The organism is Allosaccharopolyspora coralli, from assembly GCF_009664835.1.
GTDB classification, from domain to species: domain Bacteria; phylum Actinomycetota; class Actinomycetes; order Mycobacteriales; family Pseudonocardiaceae; genus Allosaccharopolyspora; species Allosaccharopolyspora coralli.
The window spans coordinates 801,007-823,587 of record NZ_CP045929.1 but is presented as its reverse complement, the minus strand read 5'-3'; the positions used below and the strand labels follow the sequence as shown (position 1 = coordinate 823,587).

21 protein-coding genes are annotated in these 22,581 nt (G+C 69.6%); 14 read left to right on the top strand and 7 right to left on the bottom strand.

Annotation, left to right across the window (positions count from 1 at the left end; all coding sequences use genetic code 11):
• Positions 1-93: 93 nt before the first annotated feature.
• Positions 94-1,251, top strand: a complete 1,158-nt coding sequence (locus GIY23_RS03945) for a DUF6542 domain-containing protein (protein WP_154075412.1) — start codon at positions 94-96, stop codon at positions 1,249-1,251.
• 258 nt (positions 1,252-1,509) lie between these two features.
• On the opposite strand, the gene GIY23_RS03940 is transcribed toward GIY23_RS03945, so the two are convergent.
• On the bottom strand, positions 1,510-2,529 hold the full coding sequence (locus GIY23_RS03940; protein ID WP_154075411.1) for a 4-hydroxy-3-methylbut-2-enyl diphosphate reductase: 1,020 nt from the start codon (positions 2,527-2,529) through the stop codon (positions 1,510-1,512).
• 127 nt (positions 2,530-2,656) lie between these two features.
• On the opposite strand from GIY23_RS03940, the gene GIY23_RS03935 reads away from it, so the two are divergent.
• The 6 genes from GIY23_RS03935 (at position 2,657) to GIY23_RS03910 (ending at position 7,664) form a co-directional block, all read left to right on the top strand.
• Positions 2,657-3,139, top strand: a complete 483-nt coding sequence (locus GIY23_RS03935; protein WP_154075410.1) for a lipid droplet-associated protein — start codon at positions 2,657-2,659, stop codon at positions 3,137-3,139.
• A 117-nt stretch (positions 3,140-3,256) separates the two neighbouring features.
• The gene (gene xseA / locus GIY23_RS03930) at positions 3,257-4,501 is read left to right on the top strand and encodes an exodeoxyribonuclease VII large subunit (protein WP_154075409.1); all 1,245 of its coding nucleotides are present in this window, start codon (positions 3,257-3,259) and stop codon (positions 4,499-4,501) included.
• 102 nt (positions 4,502-4,603) lie between these two features.
• Positions 4,604-5,038 carry a hypothetical protein gene (locus GIY23_RS03925; protein WP_187352016.1) on the top strand — a complete coding sequence of 145 codons (435 nt, stop codon included), beginning with the start codon at positions 4,604-4,606 and terminating at the stop codon, positions 5,036-5,038.
• Positions 5,035-5,337 carry an exodeoxyribonuclease VII small subunit gene (locus GIY23_RS03920; RefSeq protein ID WP_154075408.1) on the top strand — a complete coding sequence of 101 codons (303 nt, stop codon included), beginning with the start codon at positions 5,035-5,037 and terminating at the stop codon, positions 5,335-5,337. Before GIY23_RS03925 ends, GIY23_RS03920 begins: the two co-directional genes overlap by 4 nt.
• A 410-nt stretch (positions 5,338-5,747) precedes the next feature.
• Positions 5,748-6,716: a class II fructose-bisphosphatase gene (gene glpX, locus GIY23_RS03915; RefSeq protein WP_154078593.1), complete on the top strand. Its 969-nt coding sequence runs from the start codon at positions 5,748-5,750 to the stop codon at positions 6,714-6,716.
• A 207-nt stretch (positions 6,717-6,923) separates the two neighbouring features.
• The gene (locus GIY23_RS03910; protein ID WP_154075407.1) at positions 6,924-7,664 is read left to right on the top strand and encodes a S1 family peptidase; all 741 of its coding nucleotides are present in this window, start codon (positions 6,924-6,926) and stop codon (positions 7,662-7,664) included.
• Positions 7,665-7,762: 98 nt separating this feature from the next.
• Here the strand turns inward: GIY23_RS03910 and GIY23_RS03905 are convergent, their stop codons facing one another.
• Positions 7,763-8,746 carry an NAD(P)/FAD-dependent oxidoreductase gene (locus GIY23_RS03905; RefSeq protein ID WP_407646827.1) on the bottom strand — a complete coding sequence of 328 codons (984 nt, stop codon included), beginning with the start codon at positions 8,744-8,746 and terminating at the stop codon, positions 7,763-7,765.
• A gap of 219 nt (positions 8,747-8,965) precedes the next feature.
• Here GIY23_RS03905 and GIY23_RS03900 point away from each other — a divergent pair, with 219 nt between their 5' ends.
• The 5 genes from GIY23_RS03900 to guaB1 all read left to right on the top strand — a co-directional run bounded on the left by GIY23_RS03900 (position 8,966) and on the right by guaB1 (position 15,004).
• Positions 8,966-9,745 carry a S1 family peptidase gene (locus GIY23_RS03900; RefSeq protein ID WP_228717531.1) on the top strand — a complete coding sequence of 260 codons (780 nt, stop codon included), beginning with the start codon at positions 8,966-8,968 and terminating at the stop codon, positions 9,743-9,745.
• Positions 9,746-9,856: 111 nt separating this feature from the next.
• Positions 9,857-11,254 (top strand): class II fumarate hydratase, encoded by a 1,398-nt coding sequence (locus tag GIY23_RS03895; RefSeq protein ID WP_154075406.1) that lies wholly within the window; start codon positions 9,857-9,859, stop codon positions 11,252-11,254.
• Between the two features lie 47 nt (positions 11,255-11,301).
• Positions 11,302-12,816, top strand: a complete 1,515-nt coding sequence (locus tag GIY23_RS03890; RefSeq protein WP_154075405.1) for an ATP-dependent DNA ligase — start codon at positions 11,302-11,304, stop codon at positions 12,814-12,816.
• A gap of 13 nt (positions 12,817-12,829) precedes the next feature.
• Positions 12,830-13,273, top strand: a complete 444-nt coding sequence (locus GIY23_RS03885; RefSeq protein ID WP_154075404.1) for a DUF4288 domain-containing protein — start codon at positions 12,830-12,832, stop codon at positions 13,271-13,273.
• Between the two features lie 291 nt (positions 13,274-13,564).
• A complete protein-coding gene (guaB1, locus tag GIY23_RS03880) occupies positions 13,565-15,004 on the top strand; it encodes a GMP reductase (RefSeq protein WP_154075403.1) in 1,440 nt (479 codons plus the stop codon).
• Between the two features lie 310 nt (positions 15,005-15,314).
• On the opposite strand, the gene GIY23_RS03875 is transcribed toward guaB1, so the two are convergent.
• The 3 genes from GIY23_RS03875 to GIY23_RS03865 form a co-directional block, all read right to left on the bottom strand.
• The gene (locus GIY23_RS03875; protein ID WP_154078590.1) at positions 15,315-16,628 is read right to left on the bottom strand and encodes a PhoH family protein; all 1,314 of its coding nucleotides are present in this window, start codon (positions 16,626-16,628) and stop codon (positions 15,315-15,317) included.
• A gap of 406 nt (positions 16,629-17,034) precedes the next feature.
• Positions 17,035-17,931: a PfkB family carbohydrate kinase gene (locus GIY23_RS03870; RefSeq protein ID WP_154075402.1), complete on the bottom strand. Its 897-nt coding sequence runs from the start codon at positions 17,929-17,931 to the stop codon at positions 17,035-17,037.
• Complete coding sequence (locus tag GIY23_RS03865; RefSeq protein WP_154075401.1) at positions 17,928-19,100, bottom strand: DUF885 domain-containing protein; 1,173 nt, start codon at positions 19,098-19,100, stop codon at positions 17,928-17,930. Before GIY23_RS03865 ends, GIY23_RS03870 begins: the two co-directional genes overlap by 4 nt.
• 589 nt (positions 19,101-19,689) lie before the next feature.
• On the opposite strand from GIY23_RS03865, the gene GIY23_RS03860 reads away from it, so the two are divergent.
• The gene (locus tag GIY23_RS03860; protein WP_323847475.1) at positions 19,690-19,947 is read left to right on the top strand and encodes a hypothetical protein; all 258 of its coding nucleotides are present in this window, start codon (positions 19,690-19,692) and stop codon (positions 19,945-19,947) included.
• Between the two features lie 61 nt (positions 19,948-20,008).
• On the opposite strand, the gene GIY23_RS03855 is transcribed toward GIY23_RS03860, so the two are convergent.
• A complete protein-coding gene (locus tag GIY23_RS03855) occupies positions 20,009-20,785 on the bottom strand; it encodes an isoprenyl transferase (RefSeq protein ID WP_154075400.1) in 777 nt (258 codons plus the stop codon).
• A gap of 201 nt (positions 20,786-20,986) precedes the next feature.
• Here GIY23_RS03855 and trhA point away from each other — a divergent pair, with 201 nt between their 5' ends.
• Positions 20,987-21,652: a PAQR family membrane homeostasis protein TrhA gene (trhA, locus tag GIY23_RS03850; RefSeq protein ID WP_154078588.1), complete on the top strand. Its 666-nt coding sequence runs from the start codon at positions 20,987-20,989 to the stop codon at positions 21,650-21,652.
• A gap of 228 nt (positions 21,653-21,880) precedes the next feature.
• Here trhA and GIY23_RS03845 read toward each other — a convergent pair whose 3' ends face one another.
• On the bottom strand, positions 21,881-22,498 hold the full coding sequence (locus GIY23_RS03845) for a hypothetical protein (RefSeq protein WP_154075399.1): 618 nt from the start codon (positions 22,496-22,498) through the stop codon (positions 21,881-21,883).
• Between the last annotated feature and the right edge of the window lie 83 nt (positions 22,499-22,581).

Genomic DNA, 22,581 nt, shown 5'->3' with positions numbered 1-22,581 from the left:
GTTTCGCCCGTTCGTGCAAGTACAGCGGCACCGTCACGTCTTCACCGGAGACGTGCCTCGATCCGGCAACGGCGCGCGTTACGGTAGACAGCCGTGACCGCCACCCGCGAGCGCCCGAGTGCGCCCAGCCCGAACGACGGCGCCCTCGCCTGGGCGGACCGCTCCGCTTTTCCCACCATGCGCGGGAAGGCGTGGTGGATCGCTCTCGCGTTCTCGGTCCTGCCGACCGCACTCGGCACGCTCGCCGACGTGCTGCTCTGGAGCCGGCCGGGCCTGCTGTTCACCGCGTGCTTCTTCGTCGGCAGCGTCATGAGCGTGCTGCTGGTCCGTCGCCGCAGCGTGTACGGGCCGATGGTGACCCCGCCGCTCGTGCTCGCGGTGACGATGCCGATCGTGGTGCTGCTCGCCGGGTCGGGCGCTCCCGAAGGCGGCGGCACCACCGCCACGGCACTGGCCCTCGCGAGCCCGCTCATCAACGGGTTCCCCACGATGGCGGCGACCACCGTTGCCACCCTCGTCATCGGGCTCGTGCGCATGTTCGTGCTCGAACGCAAACCGGCGCAGGCGAACGCCGACGCCCCGACGCGGAAGACGAAGCCGCGGAAACCGGCTTCGGGCAACCGCGCCGAGAAGGCCACCGCACACGCAGGCGAGCAGGGCGGTCAGCGCCCCACGGCCACCAAACAACCACGAGACGAGCGCGGGCGCCCCACTCGTGACAGCGGGCGCGGCAAGGAGCCCGGTCGGAAACGACCGGCAGGCGACCGCGGCGAGACACCAGCTCGGGGCGGTCCAGGCAGGGGCCGGGCCGACGAGCAACAGCCCGGCAAGGGCCGTGGCGGGGCACCGCAGCCCGGTAGAGATCGCGCGCGCGACCCGCAGCCCGGCAAGGGCCGGAACCCCGCACCGCCACCCGGTCAGGGCCGGACGGGGCAGCCCCAACCCGGCAATGGCCGGGGCAGCGAACCGCCACCCGGGCGTGGGTCGACACCGCCACCCGGACGCCGAGCTCCGTCCCGGCAGGCTCCCGAACGCGGGGAACCGCCGCCCGCGCGGCGCAGGGGAAACGAACCGCAGCGGCCTCCGGGCAACGAGCCGCCGTCCCCTCCCGGCGGTCGGCCACAGCGGCCTCCGGAGAAGCCGCAACGGCCGCCCGAGAACCAACCACGCCCGCCCGGCGGTCCGGCGCAACCCCCACCCGGCACTCAACCGCCACGCCGGCCACGACCGCCGCGTCGCGACCCCGGCTGACGAAAAGCGCCTCCGAAAGCTGCGCCGATCCCGTGCGCTCTTCCACGCACGGGCAAGTATGCGACCGGTTCGATCACTGCTCCGGACCGCGTGTCGGAGCGGGAGTGCACGACATCAGCTCATGAGAGGCGAACGGCACCTTCGCCTCGTCACACGGGGCGAAAGTGCCGTTCACGCCGTTCAGGACATGGAGCGAACGGCACCTTCGCCTCGTCACACGGGGCGAAAGTGCCGTTCGCCTCACACGAGGAAGGTGGGTCAGCGGACGCTGCTGGGGCTCTCGGGATTCTCGTCGAGATCCTTGCGAAGCTCGCGAGGCAGCGCGAAGGCGATCTTCTCGTTCGCCGTCGTCACTTCCTCGACGTCACCCCAGCCGCGCTCGGAGAGGTAGTCGAGCACCTGCAGCACCAGCACGTCCGGAACGGAGGCGCCACTGGTCACACCGACGGTGGCGACACCGTCCAGCCAGCTGTCGTCGACCTGGTCGGCGTAGTCGATCAGGTGGGCATCGGTGGCGCCGGCCTGCAACGCGACCTCGACGAGGCGCTTGGAGTTCGAGGAGTTCTGCGATCCGACGACGAGCACGAGGTCGCACTCGGCCGCCATCGCCTTCACCGCGACCTGCCGGTTCGAGGTGGCGTAGCAGATGTCGTCGCTCGGCGGCGCCTGCAGATCGGGGAACCGTTCCTGGAGCTGGTCGACGCGCTCCATCGTCTCGTCGACGCTGAGCGTGGTCTGCGAGAGCCACACCACCTTGGAGGGGTCGCGCACGTCGACCTTGTCCACGTCCTCGGCCTTGTCGACCAGCTGGACGCGGTCCGGCGCCTCGCCCGAGGTACCTTCGACCTCTTCGTGGCCTTCGTGGCCGATGAGCAGGATGTCGTAGTCCTCACGGGCGAAGCGGTTGACCTCCTTGTGCACCTTCGTCACCAGCGGGCAGGTGGCGTCGATGGTGCGGAGGTTGCGGTTCGAGGCCTCCTCGTGCACCGCGGGGGACACCCCGTGCGCCGAGAACACGACGAGCGCGCCCTCGGGCACCTCGTCGGTCTCCTCGACGAAGATGACGCCGCGATCCTGCAGCGTCTCCACGACGTGCTTGTTGTGCACGATCTCCTTACGGACGTACACCGGCGGGCCGTAGGTCTCCAGGGCCTTCTCGACGGTGACCACGGCACGGTCCACACCTGCGCAGTAGCCGCGGGGCTTGGCCAGCAGCACCCGCTTGGGGCGGTCGGTCCGGTCGGCGTCGTCCACGGGAGCCTGAGGCGAGGTGGTCATGGTGTTCAGGGTACGGAACCCTCACCGATCGGGTCAGCCCGACGGCACCCCTCGGGGACCCATCTCACGACCGTGTCCGGGTGCGGCGCCGATGGCTTCCGGAGCCGGAGTGCGGCAGGGTGTGACCATGCGATCGTTCCCGTTCCCGCTGCGGGTCGCGGCGGGGCTGGCGGCCACCGCCGTCGAGCAGACCCGTCAACTCCCGTCCGCCCTGGTGGGGCTGCCCGTGACCGTCACGAGCCAGGCTCTGCAACTGTCGATGCGGCTGCAACAGCACGTGACGGAGCTGGCGATCAAGGGCGACGAGGCACTGTCGCCGCTGCGGGAACCGGACGAGGCACCGGACTGGGCGACCTTCGACGAGGACGAGGCGGAGACCGCCGCGCCCGCCGACGTTCCGGTCCGCCACGAGCGCGTCACGGACGACCTCGACGTCCTGCCCGGCTACGATCAGCTCACCCTGCCGCAGTTGCGTGGAAAGCTGCGCTGGTTCTCCGAGGAGGACCTGACCAGGATGTTGGACCACGAGCGGGCGAACCTGGCTCGTCCTGAGTTCCTGCGGATGCTCTCGCGCAGACTGGGCACGATCCGCTCCGGTGACCAGTCCTGAGCTTGCCGCTCGCCGCGTTGGGCCAAGATCAAAGACAGACACCCGTCGGTGCGTCCTGCCTTCGATGACGCCGACCGGTGTGCCGCTGCGAGCACCACGAGATCCTAGGAGTCCACTCTGACATCCACGAACGGCAGCACCGGGCGCGGCGGGCCGACGACGGCCGAGGAACCGTGGCCGGTGCGGACGGTGGCCAGGAAAGTGGCCGAGTGGATCAACCGGCTCGGCGCGGTCTGGGTGGAGGGACAGGTCACGCAGATCTCGGCCCGGCCGAACCAGGCGACGGCGTTTCTCACGTTGCGCGACCCGTCGGCGGACGTGTCGATGACGGTGACGTGCTCTGCGAAGATGCTGCGTTCGATGGAGACCCCGCTGACGGACGGCACGCGGGTGGTGGTGCACGGCAAGCTGAACTTCTACGCCGCCCGCGGCACGCTGAGCCTGCGGGTGGACGAGATCCGCGCCGTCGGGGTGGGTGAGCTGCTCGCCCGGATCGAGCGACTGCGCAAGCTGCTGCAGCACGAGGGCCTGTTCGACCCGCGCCGAAAGCGCGCGCTGCCGTTCCTTCCCGGCAAGGTCGGTCTGGTGACCGGGCGGGCGTCGGCGGCCGAGCACGACGTGCTCACCAACGCGCGGCTGCGCTGGCCGTCCGTGCACTTCGAGATCCGCAACGTCGCCGTGCAAGGCTCGACGGCGGTCCCGCAGATCCTCGACGCGCTGGAAGAGCTCGATGCCGATCCGACGGTGGAGGTGATCGTGCTCGCGCGCGGCGGCGGCAGCGTCGAGGACCTGCTGCCGTTCTCCGACGAGGCGCTGTGTCGCGCCGTCGCCGCCGCCCGGACGCCGGTGGTGAGTGCCATCGGGCACGAGCCGGATTCGCCGTTGCTCGATCACGTCGCCGACGTCCGCTGTTCGACGCCGACGGCGGCGGGCAAACGTGTCGTCCCCGACGTCGCCGAGGAGACCCGGCGGGTGCATCAACTCCGCGATCGGGCGCGCCGCGCGTTGCACGGATGGGTGGATCGTGAGCGTCGTCTGCTGGCGTCGCTGCGGACCCGCCCGGTGCTCGCCGACCCGCACCGCCCGCTGGACCGGCGCGCTGAGCAGGTCGATCACCTCCGGGACCGGGCGAGGCGGGCAATGCGAGCGTCGCTGTCGGCCGAGCAACACACGCTCGGCGCGACCCGATCTCGCTTGACGACCTTGGGCCCGGCGGCCACGCTGGCTCGCGGCTACGCGATCGTGCAGCGCACGGCCCCCGGAGACGGGGTGCTCCGGTCCATCGAGGACGCACCCGCGGGAACCGAACTGCGCGTCCGAGTCGTTGACGGTGCGGTCCACGCCATCGTGTCCGAGGGCTGACTCTCGTCACCCGGGCAGTGATCACGTCGCTGCCGCGAGGTGTCGACGGTCCCGACGGACCGCGTGGCGCACCGGGCCGGTTCGATCGGAGGTTCTGGTTCGATGCACTCCCGTTTCGCGCATCCGGCGGCCCCGCTGCATCCGGTGTTCCTCCCGTTGACCTGCGCAGCGGTGCCAGAGGCTCCCGTCGAGCTGCGCGCGGCCAGAGCCGCCGCGGCGGGGTGCTGGTTCGCGTTGCTCGGCGGCTGCGATTCGGCCGATCGCCACCACCTGCCGCGACTGCTCGACGCACTCACAGGCGCGGCGTCGGAGCGCGTCGAGCGGCGTGGTGGTGCCGACGACCTGCGGGACCACCGTCGTAGGGTGGGCCGCGCACAGCAGCGCATCCTGGACGCGGTTCAGGAGGGCGACGGAGCCGAGTACGCCGAGGCGTTCGCGGACTACGACCAGGTGATCGCGTCGGCGCTGGCGTCCGGCGGAGCCCGGGCGAGCGCCGAGCGGACAGGAACGACGAGAGGGCGGCAGGGCTCACCGTGAGCGGCAACGGCAGCAACCCCGACGAGTCGGGCGGGCACCACTTCGACCCCGAGGCCGATCATCCCGAGGTCGCAAAGCTCGGCTACGAGCAGGCGCGGGACGAGCTGGCCGAAGTCGTCTCCCAGTTGGAGGCCGGCGGACTCAACCTGGAGGACTCGCTCGCGCTGTGGGAACGCGGCGAAGCGCTGGCCTCGGTGTGCGAGCGGCACCTCGCCGGTGCCCGCGAACGGGTGGAGAACGCACTGGCGGCTGTCGAGCCTGCCGACGAGGAGTCGGCGGCGGACGACGACACCGAGTGAGCCGGACGGACACGTCCGTGCCCAGTATCATCAGCGCCAAGTGTGCGGCCGCGCGTGGTGTGAGCCACTTCCACCGGTCGGTCGCGCAGAACCCCGGCGCATGTCTGAGAGGGCGTTTTGGAGCTGAGATGGGTGGTCCGGTACCGCCACCCCAGTTCGTGCCTCGCGGCGTTGGGGTCCTCTTGAGTACCAGGCGTACGCGACGAGAACCCCTGCCTTGCGAGGCACGAACTCCGAACGCCGGAGCCCCTCGCTTTGCTGCGGCTGGGCACGTATGACCGTGCCCTACGGGCACCAAGGACAGTTCCCCAATGCACTCTGACACGATCTTTCGGATCGAGATCCGTCGCTACCCAGGAGGCGCGTTGAACACCAGCACCAGCCGCGAGACCCCCGACCGCAACCTGGCGATGGAGCTGGTCCGCGTCACCGAGGCCGCGGCGATGGCCGCCGGCCGGTGGGTGGGCCGCGGCGACAAGATCGGCGGGGACGGCGCCGCCGTCGACGCGATGCGCAAGCTCATCGGCACGGTCTCCATGCGCGGTGTGGTCGTCATCGGCGAGGGCGAGAAGGACGAGGCCCCGATGCTGTTCAACGGCGAGGAGGTCGGCGACCACAACGGGCCGGAGTGCGACGTCGCGGTCGACCCCATCGACGGAACCACCCTGTTGAGCAAGGGCATGCCGAACGCGTTGGCGGTGCTCGCGGTCGCCGAACGGAACGCGATGTTCGACCCGTCGGCGGTGTTCTACATGGAGAAGCTCGCGGTCGGCCCGGAAGCCGCGGACGTGGTGGACCTGAACCTGCCCGCAGCGGAGAACATCCGGCGGGTAGCGGCGGCCAAGCAACTGGACGTCTCGGACGTGACGGTCTGCATCCTGGACCGCCCGCGCCATGAGGACCTCGTCGGCGAGGTCCGCGAGGCGGGCGCGCGGATCCAGTTCATCTCGGACGGGGACGTGGCGGGGGCGATCGCCGCCGCGCGACCGGACAGCGGTGTCGACATGCTCATGGGCATCGGTGGCACACCGGAGGGCATCATCACCGCGTGTGCGCTGAAGTGCATGGGCGGTGCGATCCAGGCGCGGTTGTGGCCGAAGGACGACGCCGAGCGCGAGCAGGTCCGCGCCGCCGGGCACGACGTGGAGCGGGTGCTCACGACCGAGGACCTGGTCGGTGGGGACAACGTCTTCTTCTGCGCGACGGGCATCACCGACGGGGCGCTGCTCAAGGGTGTGCACTACCGGGCGAACCGCTGCACGACGCAGTCGATCGTGATGCGCTCGAAGTCGGGGACGGTGCGCGTCATCGACTCCTCGCACAAGCTGAGCAAGCTCACCGAGTACGCCGACGCCGACCCGGGCAAGAAGCGCGCCTGACAAGCGTCGCCGTGCCCGCCTGAACGAGGGACGCCGGGTAGCCGCGCGGGGCACTCCGGGTGATCGGAACACGCACAATCCGGGAAATCCGAGTGAGCTCGACCGGGTGTCTCCCTCCTTTCGTGGGTGCTCCGGTCTCTGTGACGCGCCCTACAGTTTCCGGAAACCGGCGAACGACCGCCGGGATACACGGAAGGAATCGACGTTATGCGCACACGTTCACTCCTGGTCGGCGCCTTCGCGGCCGCCGCGATGGTCGGCGCGGTGGGACTTCCTGCGGTGGCGGCCCCGGCCGACGACGTCGACCCGTTGATCGTCGGTGGCCATGACGCCACCGAGGAATACCCGTTCATGGTGTCGCTGCAGATGAACGGCAGCCACGGCTGCGGCGCCTCGTTGATCAAGCCCGACTGGGCCGTCACCGCGGCGCACTGCGTCGAGAGCGGCGGCGACATGTCGGTGCGTGTCGGGTCCAACGAGCACGCCAACGGTGGCGAGACGGCCAACGTCGTCAACACGGTCTCGCACCCGTCGGCCGACCTCGCCGTCATCCAGCTCGACAAGCAGATGCAGGCGCAGCCGATCTCGATCGCCGCCGAGTCCGGTGCCGACGGCACCGAAACCCGGATCATCGGCTGGGGCCAGACGACCCCCGCCCCCGGCGGGAGCGCGCCGGACTACCTGCAGGAGCTCGACACCTCGATCGTTGCGGACGCCGACTGCACCGGCATCGACGCCGCCAACGAGATCTGCACGGACAATCCCGGTGGTGACTCCGGCGCCTGCTACGGCGACTCCGGCGGCCCGCAGCTCAAGGGCACCCCGGGCAACTGGGAGCTGATCGGCGCGACCTCCCGTGCCGGCAACAACGACCAGAACTGCGCCACCGGCCCGTCGATCTACACCGACGTGTCCGCGCTGCAGGACTGGATCAACCAGAACACCTGAAAGAGCGCGTGAGCCTTTTTGGTTGCTATAGCCACCAAAAAGGCTCACGCGGCCCGGCAGGGCACTCGGCCCGCGCGCCCTCGCAGGCCGCGGCGGGATCAGCTCATGTCGGAGGAGTGGCCGGGGAACAGATGGGCGTCGGGATTCAGCGCCACCGCGATGTTGTTCACCGCGGTGGCGGCCTCGCCGAAGCCGGTCGCGATGAGTTTGACCTTGCCCTCGTAGGACGCGACGTCGCCCGCCGCGTAGACGCGGTCCCGGTTGGTGCGCATCGTGCTGTCCACGACGATGGACCGTTTCCCCAGTTTTAGTCCCCACGCCTCGATGGGGCCGAGGTCGGCGGTGAACCCGAGCGCGGCCACGACCGTCTGGGCGGGCAGGACCTTGCGTTGGTCTCCGACGGCGAGCTCCACCTCGTACACGCCGCTCTCGTCGCCGCGTACCTCGGCGATCTGGGCCCCGGTGACGAGCGGGACGTCGAGAGCCTCCACCTTGCGGATCATGCCGGCTTGAGCGCGGAACCGCTCCCGACGGTGCACGAGCGTGACGCTTCGCGCGATCGGATGCAGCGCCAAGGCCCAGTCGAACGCGGAGTCGCCACCACCGACCACCACGACGTCGCGCCCGGCGTGTTCCTGCAAGTGCGGGATGAAATGGACGACTCCCCTGCCGAGCCAGTCCTGCCCGGCAGGCAGCGGGCGGGGTGAGAACTCCCCGATCCCTGCGGTCACGAGCACCGCCCCGGCCTGCACGCTCTCCTCCTCGCCGACGGCGACCCGCAACCCTCCGTCCACATCGGTCAGATCGGTCGCGTTCCTGCCGAGCAGGTACAGCGGGTCGTACTGGGCGGCCTGTTCGACGAGTGCCTCGACGAGCGCGCGTCCGCGGATCTCAGGGAAACCGGCCACATCGAAGATCATCTTTTCCGGGTACATCGCGGTCACCTGGCCGCCCGGCTCGGGAAGGGAGTCGACCAGCGCCACCGACAAGCCCCGGAATCCCGCGTAGTAGGCCGCGAACAGGCCCGTGGGGCCGGCGCCCACGACGAGCAGGTCCACTTCGGTCGTCACCCGTTCCGCCACGCCGCACCTCCGTGCTCGTGTCCCTGTGTATCCAGGCTAGCCGCGATCGGTTTCCGTCGAGTGAGCGAATCGCCCATGCCGGGCACGGTGATCACAATCGAACTACCCCGCGAAGGCAATTACTCCATCCGGACCAGCGGTTGCACTGCACTCGGCGGTACCTGGTCAGTAACTTACTGCTTACCTTCTGCGAAACAATCCGCGGGAGAGGAGAAGCCGGTGCGCGTGAAGTCACTGGTGATGAGCGGCATCGCAGCGTGCGCGCTCGTGGCGGGGGCACTACCGCTGTCAGCGTCGGCCGCCACGCAGACCGACGATCCCGACACACTGATCGTCGGCGGCCACGAGGCCACCGAACAATACGACTGGATGGCCTCGCTGCAGCGCGACGGCAACCACAGCTGCGGCGCGTCGCTGATCGACCCGGAGTGGGTCCTCACCGCCGCGCACTGCGTGCAGGACGTGCAGCCGAGCGGCCTGAACCTGCGCATCGGCAGCCCCGACCAGACCAGCGGCGGCACCGAGGCGGGCGTCTCGGAGATCAAGGTGCATCCGGAGTACTCGACCGCCAACGACATCGCCCTGCTGAAGCTGGACGCGCCGGTGGCCAACACCCCGATCCCGCTGGCGGACGCCTCGGGTGAGCCGGGCACCGCGAGCCGGATCATCGGCTGGGGCCTGACCTGTCCGGTGCGCGGCTGCGGCGAGCCGCCGGCTCAGCTGCAGGAGCTCGAGACCAACGTCGCCCCGGACGCGGCGTGCACGCTCGGGTTCATCGACGGCGCCAGCGAGATCTGTACCGGCAGTGAGCAGCTCGGCTCGAACGCCTGCTTCGGAGACTCCGGCGGCCCGCAGCTGGAAGGCGAGCCCGGCAACTGGCGGCTGACCGGTGTGACCAGCCGGCTGGGCAGCCCGGTCCCGGTCTGCGGCACGGCACCGTCGATCTACACCGACGCCACGACCCACCTCGACTGGATCAACCAGACGATCGGGGCCTGACGGCTCGAACACACGAGGGCGGCGTCCGGACTTCTCCGGGCGCCGCCTTCGTCGTGTGCGATGAGGCATGTCCTGGTGCCTCGGCCGCCCTTCCGGGTCCACACTTCGACCATGGACGAACAGGACTTCCGGATCGAGCACGACACGATGGGCGAGGTCAGGGTGCCCGCCGCCGCCCTCTACCGCGCGCAGACGCAGCGGGCCGTGGAGAACTTCCCCGTCTCCGGGCGCGGCCTCGAACGCGCGCAGATCCGGGCACTCGGCCTGCTCAAGGCCGCCGCGGCCCGCGTGAACGGACAGCTCGGGATTCTCGAGCCCGGGCTGGCCGAAGCGATCGCGACCGCCGCCGACGAAGTCGCCGAGGGACGGCACGACGAACACTTCCCGATCGACGTGTTCCAGACGGGCTCCGGCACCTCGTCCAACATGAACGCCAACGAGGTCGTGGCGACGCTGGCGAGCCGCGCACTCGGGCAGGACGTGCACCCGAACGACCACGTGAACGCCTCGCAGTCCTCGAACGACACGTTCCCCACGACCATCCGGGTCGCGGCGACCGAAGCCGTGCTGACCGAGGTGATTCCGGCACTGGAACACCTCGCCACGACGGTGGAGTCCCGCGCCGCCGAGTGGGGTGAGGTCGTCAAGTCCGGCCGCACACACCTGATGGACGCAGTGCCGATGACGCTCGCGCAGGAGGCCGGAGCGTGGGCGAGTCAGATGCGCTACGGCGTCGAGCGGCTGCGGTCCGGGCTCGACCGGCTCGGCGAGCTGCCGATCGGCGGTACGGCGATCGGCTCGGGCCTCAACGCCCCCGCCGGGTTCGGAACGAAGGTCGCCGCCGAGCTCGCCTCGGTAACCGGGCTGCCGCTGACCGAGGCACGCGACCACTTCGAGGCACAAGCCACCCAGGACGGCGTAGTGGAGACCTCCGGGCACTTCAAAACCGTCGCCGTGAGCCTCAACAAGATCGCCAACGACCTGCGGTGGCTCGGCTCCGGCCCGCGGACCGGCCTCGCCGAGCTCGCGCTGCCCGACCTGCAACCCGGCTCGTCGATCATGCCCGGCAAGGTGAATCCGGTGATCCCGGAAGCGACGCTGCAGGTCGTCGCGCAGGTCGTCGGCAACGACGCGGCGGTCTCGTTCGCCGGGGCGCAGGGCAACTTCCAACTGAACGTGAACCTGCCGGTCATCGCCCGCAACGTGCTCGAGTCGGCTCGCCTGCTCGGCGGAGTGTCGCGGCTGCTCGCGGACAAGGTGTTCGCCGGACTGGAAGTCGACGCCGCGCGCGCCCGCGAGTACGCGGAAGGGTCACCGTCGATCGTGACCCCGCTGAACCGCTACATCGGCTACGAGGAAGCCGCCGCCGTGGCCAAGCAGGCGCTCAAGGAGCGGCGCCCGATCCGCGAGGTCGTCCTCGAACGCGGCCACGTCGACAACGGCACGCTCACCGTGGAACAACTCGACACCGCCCTCGACGTCCTCGCCATGGCGCATCCCCCGGCCTGACGGCCGTCTCCAGGACGGTTGTCGGGGGTCGAGCGCACCATGGGCGCATGGTGTTGTTCGCGGAGGTCGTCGCGACCTCGGGCGAGGTCGCGGCGACCCGCTCGCGCAAGGCGAAGGTCGCCGCCCTTGCCGGCCTGCTCGCCCGGCTCGACCGCGCCGAGATCCGTTTCGCGACCGCGTTCCTCGCCGGGGAACTCCCCGGAGGGCGCGCGGGCGTGGGCTGGTCGACGCTGTCCACCGCGACCGTGTCGCCGTCCGAACAGGCCGCGCTCACGGTGTCCGAGGTGGACGAGTCGATCGACCGGCTTCGCGAGATCAGCGGTAGCGGCTCCGCACAGCGACGCACGGACGCGCTCACCGCCCTACTCGGCGCGGCGACCGAGGACGAGCAGCGGTTCCTGGTGCGCCTGCTCGGCGGCGAGCTTCGGCAGGGCGCGCTGGAGGGCGTGATGCTCGAAGCGATCGCGACCGCTGCCGGGGTTCGGTCGGAGGTGGTGCGGCGCGCGTTCATGCTCTCCGGCAGGCTCGCGCTGACCTCCGAGGCCGCACTGACCGGCGGTGAGGAGGCGCTGGCGGGATTCCGGCTCGAGCTGGGGAGACCGTTGCGCCCCATGCTCGCCTCCCCCGCCGACTCTCTCGATCAGGCGCTCGACGATCTCGGAGACGCCTCCGTCGAGTACAAGCTGGACGGTGCCCGGATCCAGGTGCACCGCGACGGCGACGAAGTGCACGTGTGGACCCGGACACTCCGCGAGATCACCGAGCACGTCGGCGAACTCGTCGACCTCGTTCGCGGCCTGCCGTGCCGGTCCGTGGTGCTCGACGGCGAGACACTCGCGCTCAGCGACGCCGGTCGTCCCCGGCCGTTCCAGGAGACGATGGGACGATTCGGCGCCCAGAGCCCTCGTGACCTGCTGTTGCAGCCCTACTTCTTCGACTGTCTACATCTCGACGGCCTCGACCTGCTCGACGAACCGCTGCACAAACGGCTCGACGCGCTCGACACCGTCGCGGCCCCGCACCGCATTCCGGGCATGCTCGAACCGAGCCCGGACCAGGCGAGCACGTTGCTGGACGAAGCGCTCGACAACGGGCACGAAGGCGTCATGGTCAAGAGCCTCGATTCCGTCTATGCGGCGGGCCGTCGTGGCCGAACCTGGCGCAAGGTCAAACCCGCGCACACCCTCGATCTCGTCGTCCTCGCCGCCGAGTGGGGACACGGTCGCCGCACCGGCTCGCTGTCCAACCTGCACCTCGCGGCGCGCGACCCCGACGGCGGCCCGCCGATCATGGTCGGCAAGACGTTCAAGGGTCTCACCGACGAGCTGCTCGCCTGGCAGACCGAGGAATTCCCGCGCCACGCCACGCGATCCGACGACTGGGCGGTGTACCTGCACCCGGAGATCGTCGTCGAGATCGAGCTCGACGGAGTGCAGACCAGCACCCGCTACGACGGCGGTGTGGCGCTGCGGTTCGCCCGGGTACTGCGGTACCGGCCGGACAAGGACGCCGCGAACGCGGACACCCTCGACGCCGTGCGCGCCCTGCTTCCGAAGCGGTGACATCCTGGGACGCATGACTTCCCCGCACGACGACACCGCCGAGCAGCCCGACGAGGATCTCGAGGCCGTCGGGTCGATCCCGGTCGGCACCCCGGTCGACCCGCTCGCCGAACTCCGCACGCAGCGATCCGAACCCGACGTCTACGTGGCGGTCCTGGTCGTCGAGTCGACCTCCGACGCGGCCGAGCACCAACCGCTGTACGAGGAGTCGTTCGTCCTTCTCAAAGCCGCGGACGAGGAAGAAGCACGGGAGAAGGCCCGCAGCTTCGGCAAGGAGCTGGAGACCAGCTACGAGGACGAACACCACCGGCCGATCACCTGGAAGCTCAAGGACGTCGTCGACGTCCGGCCCGTCGAGGACGCGACCTTCGACGACGGCACCGAGCTCTACAGCCGCTTCTTTCGCGACTACCAGGCGTACAGCTCGGTCCGAGGCGAACTCGACGACGATGCCTGACCGGCGTCCGGTCGTACGGTGGGGCACGACACTCATGAGGAATTCGGCTCGCTCCGATGACCGACGTGTTCACGTGGTGTTCGGTGTGGTGGCGGCGGCAACCTCGGCATCGATTCCGCTCGTGCCGGTGTACTACGCGACCGTGGCGTCGTTCGCGCTCTGCGTGGTGGTTCTCCTGTGGCTGGCCTACGCGCTCCGGCGGGTAGGCACCCGAAGTCCGATCGCGAGCAGTCACCTTCGGGTACCCGCGTCGGGCCGTGACCGGCGCCCGACCCCGTATCGTGGGGACTCGTGCAGTTCTTGAACGGGCAGCAGCCCGCCACCGACCTGACCTATGACGACGTGTTCCTCGCGCCGGGACGCTCGGGCGTGGAATCGCGCTTCGACGTCGACCTCGCGACCACGGACGGCTCCGGGACGACGCTGCCGCTCGTGGTGGCGAACATGACCGCCGTCGCCGGGCGCCGGATGGCCGAGACCGTGGCGCGACGCGGCGGCATGACCGTCATTCCGCAGGACGTCGATCCCGACGCGGTCGCCGAGATCATCGCTTGGGTCAAACAACGCCATACCGTGTGGGACACCGCGCTGGTGGTGCACGCGCGGGACGCCGTCGCCGACGCGAGCAACCTGCTCCCGAAGCGTGCGCACGGCGCGGTCGTGGTCGTCGACGACTCGGACCGCCCGGTCGGGGTGGTCGACGAGTCGGCGTGCACCGGTGTCGACCGTTTCGCGAGGGTCGAAGAGGTCGCCGACCACAAGCCGCTGGTGCTCCCACTGGAGACCAAGCCGCGCGAGGTCTTCGAGCAGCTCCACGAGCAGGGCAAGTCGGTAGCGCTCGCCGTCGACGCGGCGGGCACGCTCGCCGGAATCATGACGCGTCGCTCCGCGCTGCGGTCGGAGATCTACACCCCCGCCCTGGACGACACCGGCTCGTTGCGCGTAGCTGCCGCCGTCGGAGTCAACGGTGACGTCGCCGCGAAGGCGTCCGCGCTGCTCGCGGCAGGCGCGAACACGCTCGTCGTGGACACCGCGCACGGCCACCAGGAGAAGATGCTCGCCGCGTTGAAGGCGGTACGTTCGGTCTCGCCGGAGGTTCCGGTCGTGGCGGGCAACGTCGTCACCGCTGCCGGTGTTCGGGACCTCGCCGAGGCGGGCGCGGACATCATCAAGGTCGGTGTCGGGCCAGGCGCGATGTGCACCACGCGGATGATGACGGGCGTCGGCCGCCCGCAGTTCTCGGCCGTCGCCGAGTGCGCCGACGCCGCGCGAGAACTCGGCAAGCACGTGTGGGCCGACGGCGGTGTGCGACACCCGCGAGACGTCGCGCTGGCGCTCGCCGCCGGAGCATCGTCGGTGATGGTCGGTTCGTGGTTCGCGGGTACCTACGAGTCGCCCGGTGACCTCCAGCGTGACGAGCAGGGCCGGGCGTACAAAGAGTCGTTCGGCATGGCCTCGAAGCGCGCCGTGAGCGCTCGCACGCGCGGCGACAATACGTTCGACCAGGCTCGCAAGGCGCTGTTCGAGGAGGGCATCTCCAGCTCGCGGATGACGGTCGACCCGCTGCGTCCGGGAGTGGAGGACCTGCTCGACGAGATCACCTCCGGGCTGCGGTCCTCTTGCACCTACGCCGGTGCCCGCACCTTGGAGGACTTCCACGAGCGCGCACTCGTCGGCATCCAGTCCGCCTCCGGTTTCGCCGAAGGTCGCCCCCTGCCCGCAGGCTGGTGACCACCCAACCGGCTGGGGACAACTCCGCCGCCTGTGGACAGCGGGGTGGCAAATTCGCGCGAATTTGCCACCCCGCGGCCACTGGACCGCCCGCCCCTTAGAGAGCATTTGAGAACTGGCTTGTGTGCCCGTAGGGCACGGTCATACGTGCTCAGCCTCGACAGGGTGAGGAGCTCCGGCGTTCCAGTTCGTGCCTCGCAAGGCAGGGGTTCTCGCCGCGTACGCCTGGTACTCAAGAGGACCCCAACGCCGCGAGGCACGAACTGGGGCGGCGGTACCGGACCACCCACCCAAGATCCACAACGCCTTCTCAGGGGGTGAGCTCGTCTTCGAGCATCTCGGTCACCAGGGCGGCGATCGGCGAACGCTCCGAGCGGGTCAGCGTGACGTGGGCGAACAGGGGATGCCCCTTGAGTTTCTCGATCACGGCCGCCACCCCGTCGTGCCTGCCCACCCGGAGGTTGTCGCGCTGGGCGACGTCATGGGTGAGCACGACCTTGGAGCTCGCACCGAGCCGCGAGAGCACCGTCAGCAGCACGTTGCGTTCCAGCGACTGCGCCTCGTCGACGATCACGAACGAGTCGTGCAGCGACCGCCCCCTGATGTGGGTCAGCGGCAGCACCTCGAGCATGCCCCGCTCCTGCACTTCCTCGAGGACGTTCTCACTGGCCAGCGCACCCAAGGTGTCGAAGACGGCCTGCGCCCACGGCATCATCTTGTCGTTCTCGTTGCCCGGCAGGTAGCCGAGGTCCTGCCCGCCGACGGCGTACACCGGGCGGAACACGACGACCTTGCGGTGCTGCTGACGTTCCATCACCGCTTCGAGGCCCGCGCACAACGCCAGTGCCGACTTGCCGGTGCCTGCTCGTCCACCGAGCGAGACGATCCCGACGTCCTGGTCGAGCAGCAGGTCCAGCGCGATCCGCTGCTCGGCCGACCGCCCGTGCAGGCCGAACGCCTCGCGGTCGCCCCGCACCAGCTTGGCCTGCTTGTCGGCGGTCACCCGGCCCAACGCGCTCTGGGAGCCGGCGAGCAGCCGCAAACCGGTGTTCACGGGCAGATCCTTGGCCTCGTCGATGTCGGCGACGCCTTGCTTGAACAGGGTGTCCACCTCGCCGGACGGAACGTCCACGTCGGCCATTCCCGTCCATCCGGACGAGACGACGTCCTGTGCTCGATACTCGTCGGCTTCCAAGGCCACCGACGCGGCCTTGACCCGCATCGGCATGTCCTTGGTGACCAACGTGACGGCGTTGCCCTCCGCGGCCAGGTTCAACGCACACGCGAGGATCCGGGTGTCGTTGGAGTCGGTACGGAAACCGGGCGGAAGCACCGACGGATCCGAATGATTCAGCTCGACGTGCAGCAGACCGTTCTCGTCGGTGACCGTGACCGGCGCGTCGAGTTTGCCGTTCTCGATCCGCAGCTCGTCCAGCACCCGCAACGACTCTCTGGCGAACCAGCCGAGTTCCGGATGGTGGCGTTTCGCCTCCAGTTCACTGATCACGACCAACGGAAGCACGACGTGGTGCTCGGCGAACCGGGTCATGGCCCAGGGATCGGAGAGCAACACCGAAGTGTCCAGGACGTAGGTACGAACCTCCGTGTCGGCGCTGATCGGCATGTCACCTGCGGTGGACGGGCGGCGAGCGGAATCCGTGGTGCTGTGGTCCGCGTGCGGCCGGGAACGTCGTGTCGTCACGGCTACTCCCTCGCGGGCGTGGCGGGCACACCCGCACGTCGGCGGGCCGGGCCGGCCCCACCGTGCCCGGGCAGGACCTCGTCCGGTCCGCCGCGACCACGAGGGCCACGCACCGGCCCCTCGCGTACGCGACGAACGACGGAGTCGTTCGATCCTGCTCGCAACCACGGTCAGGGCCTCCCCGGACGGACCGCTTACGACACGGCCCGTCACCGCGGACGCTACCGCCGTGATCGGCTCTGGGCAGGCAGCCACACAGGTGATTCAGCGAATCGTCATCCGCACGCCACGTCCCGGTCTTCGTCCGCAGGCCCGCACACTTCGGTCGTCACCCGAGAAACACGAGGTCAGCACTGGTGTGGAGTGCGTCGATCCACGACGTCCTGCCCCTGTGGGCGACTCGGGCCGACGCCACCCGACCGGCGAAATCGATTACTTCGGGTAACCGTTCACGCCACGCGCTCTGACACATCGCGTGCGCCACCGCACCGTGGAAGACGTCGCCTGCGCCGAGTGTGTCGACCGCGTCGACCGGCGGCACGGACAACTCCTCCGGTTCACCGCGCAGGGACCAGCACAGCACCGGCGCGGCGCCTCGGGTGACGGCCACGGCGTCGACACCCCGGTCGAGCAGTGCCGGGCCCTGTGATTCGGGTGTGTCGGTGCCGGGAGCACGAAAGTCCTCCGAACACACCGCGACGTCCACCAGCGGCAACAGGTCGGTGAGCACGGGCTTCCAGCTTCCACCGTCGAGCAGCACGGGCACGCCCGCACTGCTCGCGAGACGAGCCGCCGCCAACGCGAGTTCCGGGTAGTGCCCGTCGAGCAGGACGAGGTCGGCACCACCGACGACCTCCGAGAACGCGTCCGGTGGAGTGCTCACCCTGCCTGCGGCGCTGCGGGAGACGACGCTGCGTTCGCCGGTGCCGCTCTGCACCGTTACCGCCGAGACAGGAGGCACGCCGCCGGTGTCGGCGGAATCGAGCACGCGCACACCGTGTTCGTGGAGCTCCGCCGTCGCCGACGCCGCGAACGGATGCCTGCCGAGCGCGGTGACCAGCACCGACTCCGACCCGAGCACGGAAGCCGTCAGCGCCGCGACGGCGGCCGGACCGCCCGCGAGCAACTCCGCATCGAGCGCAGCGACCTTCTCGTTCGGACCCGGCAGGCGTTCGACGCGCTGCACGAGGTCGACCGTCGCGAGCCCGACGAACACCGCCGTCATGACGCGACCTCCGCGGTGGAGGCAGGAGTCCGCAGATCGGCGGGCAACGTGGGCTCGGTCAGGACACGGCGCAGAGCGAGGTCACCGAGCAGTGGGCCGAGCAATCGAACGCCCGCGGCAGCGGCACTCGCATGGGTGCACCACCGGGGATCGGCGAGGAAGCCGAGGATCGCCCGTGCGCCGCGGTCGTCGACGAGCAACCATCGTCGCAGGTAAGCGAGAATCTCGTCCTCGTCGGTTCCAGACTCGTACAGCATCAACGCGGCGTCCTGCCGCACCGGGCGCAGCAGTTCCATGGCCGCGCGGAGCTGCTGGAACAGGTCACCGTCCACCCGAACACCGAAATCCGCGTAGATCTCCTGAGCCCAGCGGCCCCAGCAGGCGCCGATGACCGCGCGAACCCCCAGCTCGGCCAGTCCCTCGGACACCACGGCCCGGGGACCGTGCACCGGGCGGAGCGCGAGTTCCGGGAGACCGTCGACGTGGCAACTCTCGGTGTGGTGGCCTGGGTAGGCCTCGTGCGCGACGAGGTGCGGCAGGCGCCGCGCACGAACACCGCGGTCGGTGTTGATCCGCACGACAGACCGCAGATCACCGAGGTTCTCGTGCAGGGCACCCCACCGTCTGCCGGTGACGAGTTCGATCCGAACGGACTCCTGAGCGGGCAGGCCCACCACCGCCCGGGTGTGTTCACGCAACGACCGGGCGAACGCCCGCGCGAGCGGCACGACGCGGGCCGCCGGGATCACCGGATCGACCGCGTGAAGCGCACCTACCAGGTCGCGACGAGCGCCGAGGGCGTTCGCGAGTTCGCGGTGTGCCCGGTGGTACTCGTCCGGTTCCCCGAATCCGACCGCCACCTGGTGGTAGCGCTCGACTCGGGTTCGGAACGGCACGCTCCGACCGTCGAGGAGCTCTCCGAGGCATTCCCACGCGACCAGTTGTGCGTCGAGGTGCCGTCTCAGATCGGCCGGCAGTTCCACCGAGCGCAGCGTGCGCCGTAGCCACCGAGCGGCATGAACGAGCCTGCACGGCTCGAACGTGGGTTCGGCGGCCGCGCGACGACGCAGGACAGCCGGTGCGCCGCGGGGGTCGACGCAGCCCGGAGCCAGGGCCTCGAGCCGAAGCCCGAGCAGCAGGTGGTCGGTGAGGAAACGCCGCGCGTCCACGACGTAGAGGATACGGCCACGGCACCACCGGCGACAGACACTCACTCGTTCTCATCACCGAGCGGCGGAATCAACTTGAGAGGAACTGCGAACAATACACTCAATAGTGTTAGTCACCTCTTCTCTCGCGTCTCGAGCTTCGGCTCCGGGACCCGGCTCGTCCCACTGAATCCGTCTCGTGCAGAATGCTCTCGACCCCGAACTCGACCACAGAAGAAAACTACCGGAAAGTAGGTTCCGGCCTCGCCGACCAAACGCGCGAGGCGGGTTCCCACGCACCGAACCCCGATCATTCGCGCGTGCGTGACCGCAGCACACCATGCTGATCGCCGCTGGGCGCCGAGCACGAGCTCGACGCCCCCTTTCGCATGTCCGGAACAATTCTTCTGTTTCTCCGCCACCGGAAAGCATTCGCAGTGGATCTACCTGCGAATACGAGGCCGTTGATCACACAATGGTGGTACACGGTTTGGAATCGTCCGGAATCACCGGGTAGCTTTTATTTCGAACCCGCCAGTCATAGGACCACCTCGCGGTCCGGTCGGCCCGTCCGAGGTGAGCGGGAATCCCGCGGTAACTCATAAGGAGAGTGAACGAAGTGCTGAAGAAGGCAGCGGTCCTCGCTGGTGCAGCGGCCGGCCTCATGGTCCTGGCCCCCGTCGCCAACGCCGACAGCCACGACAACGACGGCGTCAACATCCTCAACGACAACAACGCCAGCGTCCTGCCGGTGCAGGCCTGCGGCAACAACGTTGCTGTCCTGGGCGCGGTCGTGCCGATCCTGTCGCCGCAGTCCGCCGAGTGCGTGAACGCCCCGGTCGTCGACCACCCGTCGGTGGAGGGCTGATCACCCAGCTCGTCCAGAAGGGCCGGACCGACGGGTCCGGCCCTTCTGCGTGTCCGGGCGGTCAGGATCCGTAACGACGGTGCCGTGCCCCGTACTGCCGCAAGGCGCGAAGAAAATCCACCCGGCGGAACGCCGGCCAGTAGGCCTCGCAGAACGAGAACTCCGAGTGCGCCGACTGCCACAGCATGAACCCGGACAGGCGCTGCTCACCGGACGTGCGGATGAGCAGATCCGGATCGGGCTGCCCGGAGGTGTAGAGGTGCTCGGCGATGTGATCAACGGTGAGTACTTCGGCCAACTCCTCGATCGACGTTCCCACCTCGGCGTGTTGCTGGAGCAGTTTGCGCACCGCGTCCGCGATCTCGCGTCGACCCCCGTAGCCGACGGCCACGTTGACCTGCATGCCCTTCCGGCCCTCGGTGCGCAGTGCGGCGGCCGACAACCTGGCCGCGACCTCGGTGGGCAGCAGGTCGAGCGCGCCGACGATCCGGACCCGCCACCGCGTGTCGCGCTCGGTGAGGTCGTCGACCACTCCGGCGATGATGTCGAGCAGAGTGTCGATCTCGTCGGAGGTGCGGCCGAGGTTGTCGGTCGAGAGCAACCAGAGGGTCACGACCTCGACGTCGGCTTCCTGGCACCAGCCGAGAAAGTCAGCGATCTTACGGGCGCCTGCGCGGTGTCCGTGGCCGACGTCGAGTCCTGCCTCCCGCGCCCACCTGCGGTTGCCGTCGAGGATGATCCCGACGTGCCGGGGCCCCGCCACGTCGCTGAGCTGCCGACGGACACGCCGCTCGTAGAGATCGTAGAGAAGGTTCCGCACCCGGTCCTTGAACGCCACGCTCCGCGAGCCTACGCGGGCCCGAGGCAAGCGCAGAGCCCTCCCTGGCTCGCGTCCCGTTCGTCCCACTCTCCGCGCGTGATCGCCGCTGCCCCGGTCGGGTGAGAATCCGTGGCGACCGGCCGGATGAAGTGGATGTCACGCCCGCATGTCTGTTCGCCTGGCGCCCGCTGCCCGTAACCTCGATCCGTGACCTCCGCGATGTCCGAACGCCGACCGGCTTCGATCACGAAACCCCGGATGCGGGGCTGGATCCACTTCTGGTCTCTCGTCGTGGCCGTCGCCGCGGGCGCGACACTGATCTCGCTCGCCGCCGCGACGGTCTCCGGCTCCGCTGCGCTGGGCACGTCGATCTACGTGGCGACCGTGCTCGGCCTGTTCGGCGTCAGCGCGCTCTACCACCGCACGACGTGGAAGAGCTTCGGCGCCCGCACCTGGATGCGCCGCCTCGACCACTCGATGATCTTCGTGTTCATCGCGGGCACCTACACGCCGCTGGCGATGCTGGCGATGCAGCCGACGACCGCGACCTGGGTGCTGGCAGTGGTCTGGGGCGGTGCCCTCGGTGGTGTCGTGCTCAAGCTCGCGTGGCCGCACGGGCCGCGGTGGGTCGGGGTACCCGTCTACATCGCTCTCGGGTGGGTCGCGGTGTTCGTGCTTCCGGACCTGCTGGAGAACGCGGGTGTGGCCGCCTTGGTGCTCATCATCGTCGGCGGTGGTCTCTACACCGTCGGTGCGATCTTCTACGCGTGTCGGTGGCCGGATCCCTGGCCGAAGACGTTCGGCTATCACGAGTTCTTCCACGCGGCCGTGTCCACCGCCGCGATCTGCCACCACGTGGCGATCTGGCTCGCCCTCTACTCGTAGCCCGAGCCCGCTCCTTGCAGAAGAAGCTGTCGTCGTGTCTTGTCAGCGGCCGCTGAGCGGTCACCACGGAGACAGCCCGACCACCCGCGGGTTCTCAGCGCCCTCCTCGCGAGGACAGCGATACCGCCGCGTAGGGCGGCTAATCGAGAGATCGATCCCGCAGCGAGGAGAGCGCTGAGGTTCCGCCACGGCGCCACCCACGCCCGCCTACGCCGAACTCGTCGCCCGTCAGTCGGCTCGGGCGCGCGGCCCTTGCCTGCGCAGCTCGTCGACCGTGCTCATCGCTTCGCGCAGCTCGGCGAGCCACTCCTGCGTGTGCTCACCGACGAGGCGCACCGACCACGCGAGCGCGTCGGAACGCGACCGTGCCACGCCGGCGTCGACGAGAGTGTCGAGCACAGCACGCTCCGGCTGGCGGAGTCTGGTCATGACCGGCACGGACAGCGTGGTGAACAGTTCTTCGGTGCCGCCGATCCGGGCGCCCCAGGCGACCTTGCGGTCGTAACGGTGCTCGGCCTGGCGCGCGATGCTCACCCGTTCGTCGCGTGTGTCTTCCCGGAACCGGGCGACGCGCCCCTTCTCCGCTGCCGCCCGTGCCGGCTCGTCGGCGTACTGGTCGTCGAGCGGCGGGAGCGTTCCGACGACGAGGATCTCGTCCTTGTCGACGGTGACCGCCGGTGCTCCGGTGAACCAGTCGTCCGGTAGCCGACCCGTGAACCAGGCGTGTGCGTCCTCGGCCGACGGCGGTTCGGCGGGGCGACCACGGCCCCGCTCCCCGGCACCCGGCCCTCCGCCGGTCCACGACGGTCCCCGACCACGTCCTACTCGCTGGAACCTCGACCGCATTCCGGTCACCCCCGCTTCAGTCGGCTGATTACAGCATTACACGCTTGCATCGGGCACGCATCGCGCAGGACTCGTGCAGGTGA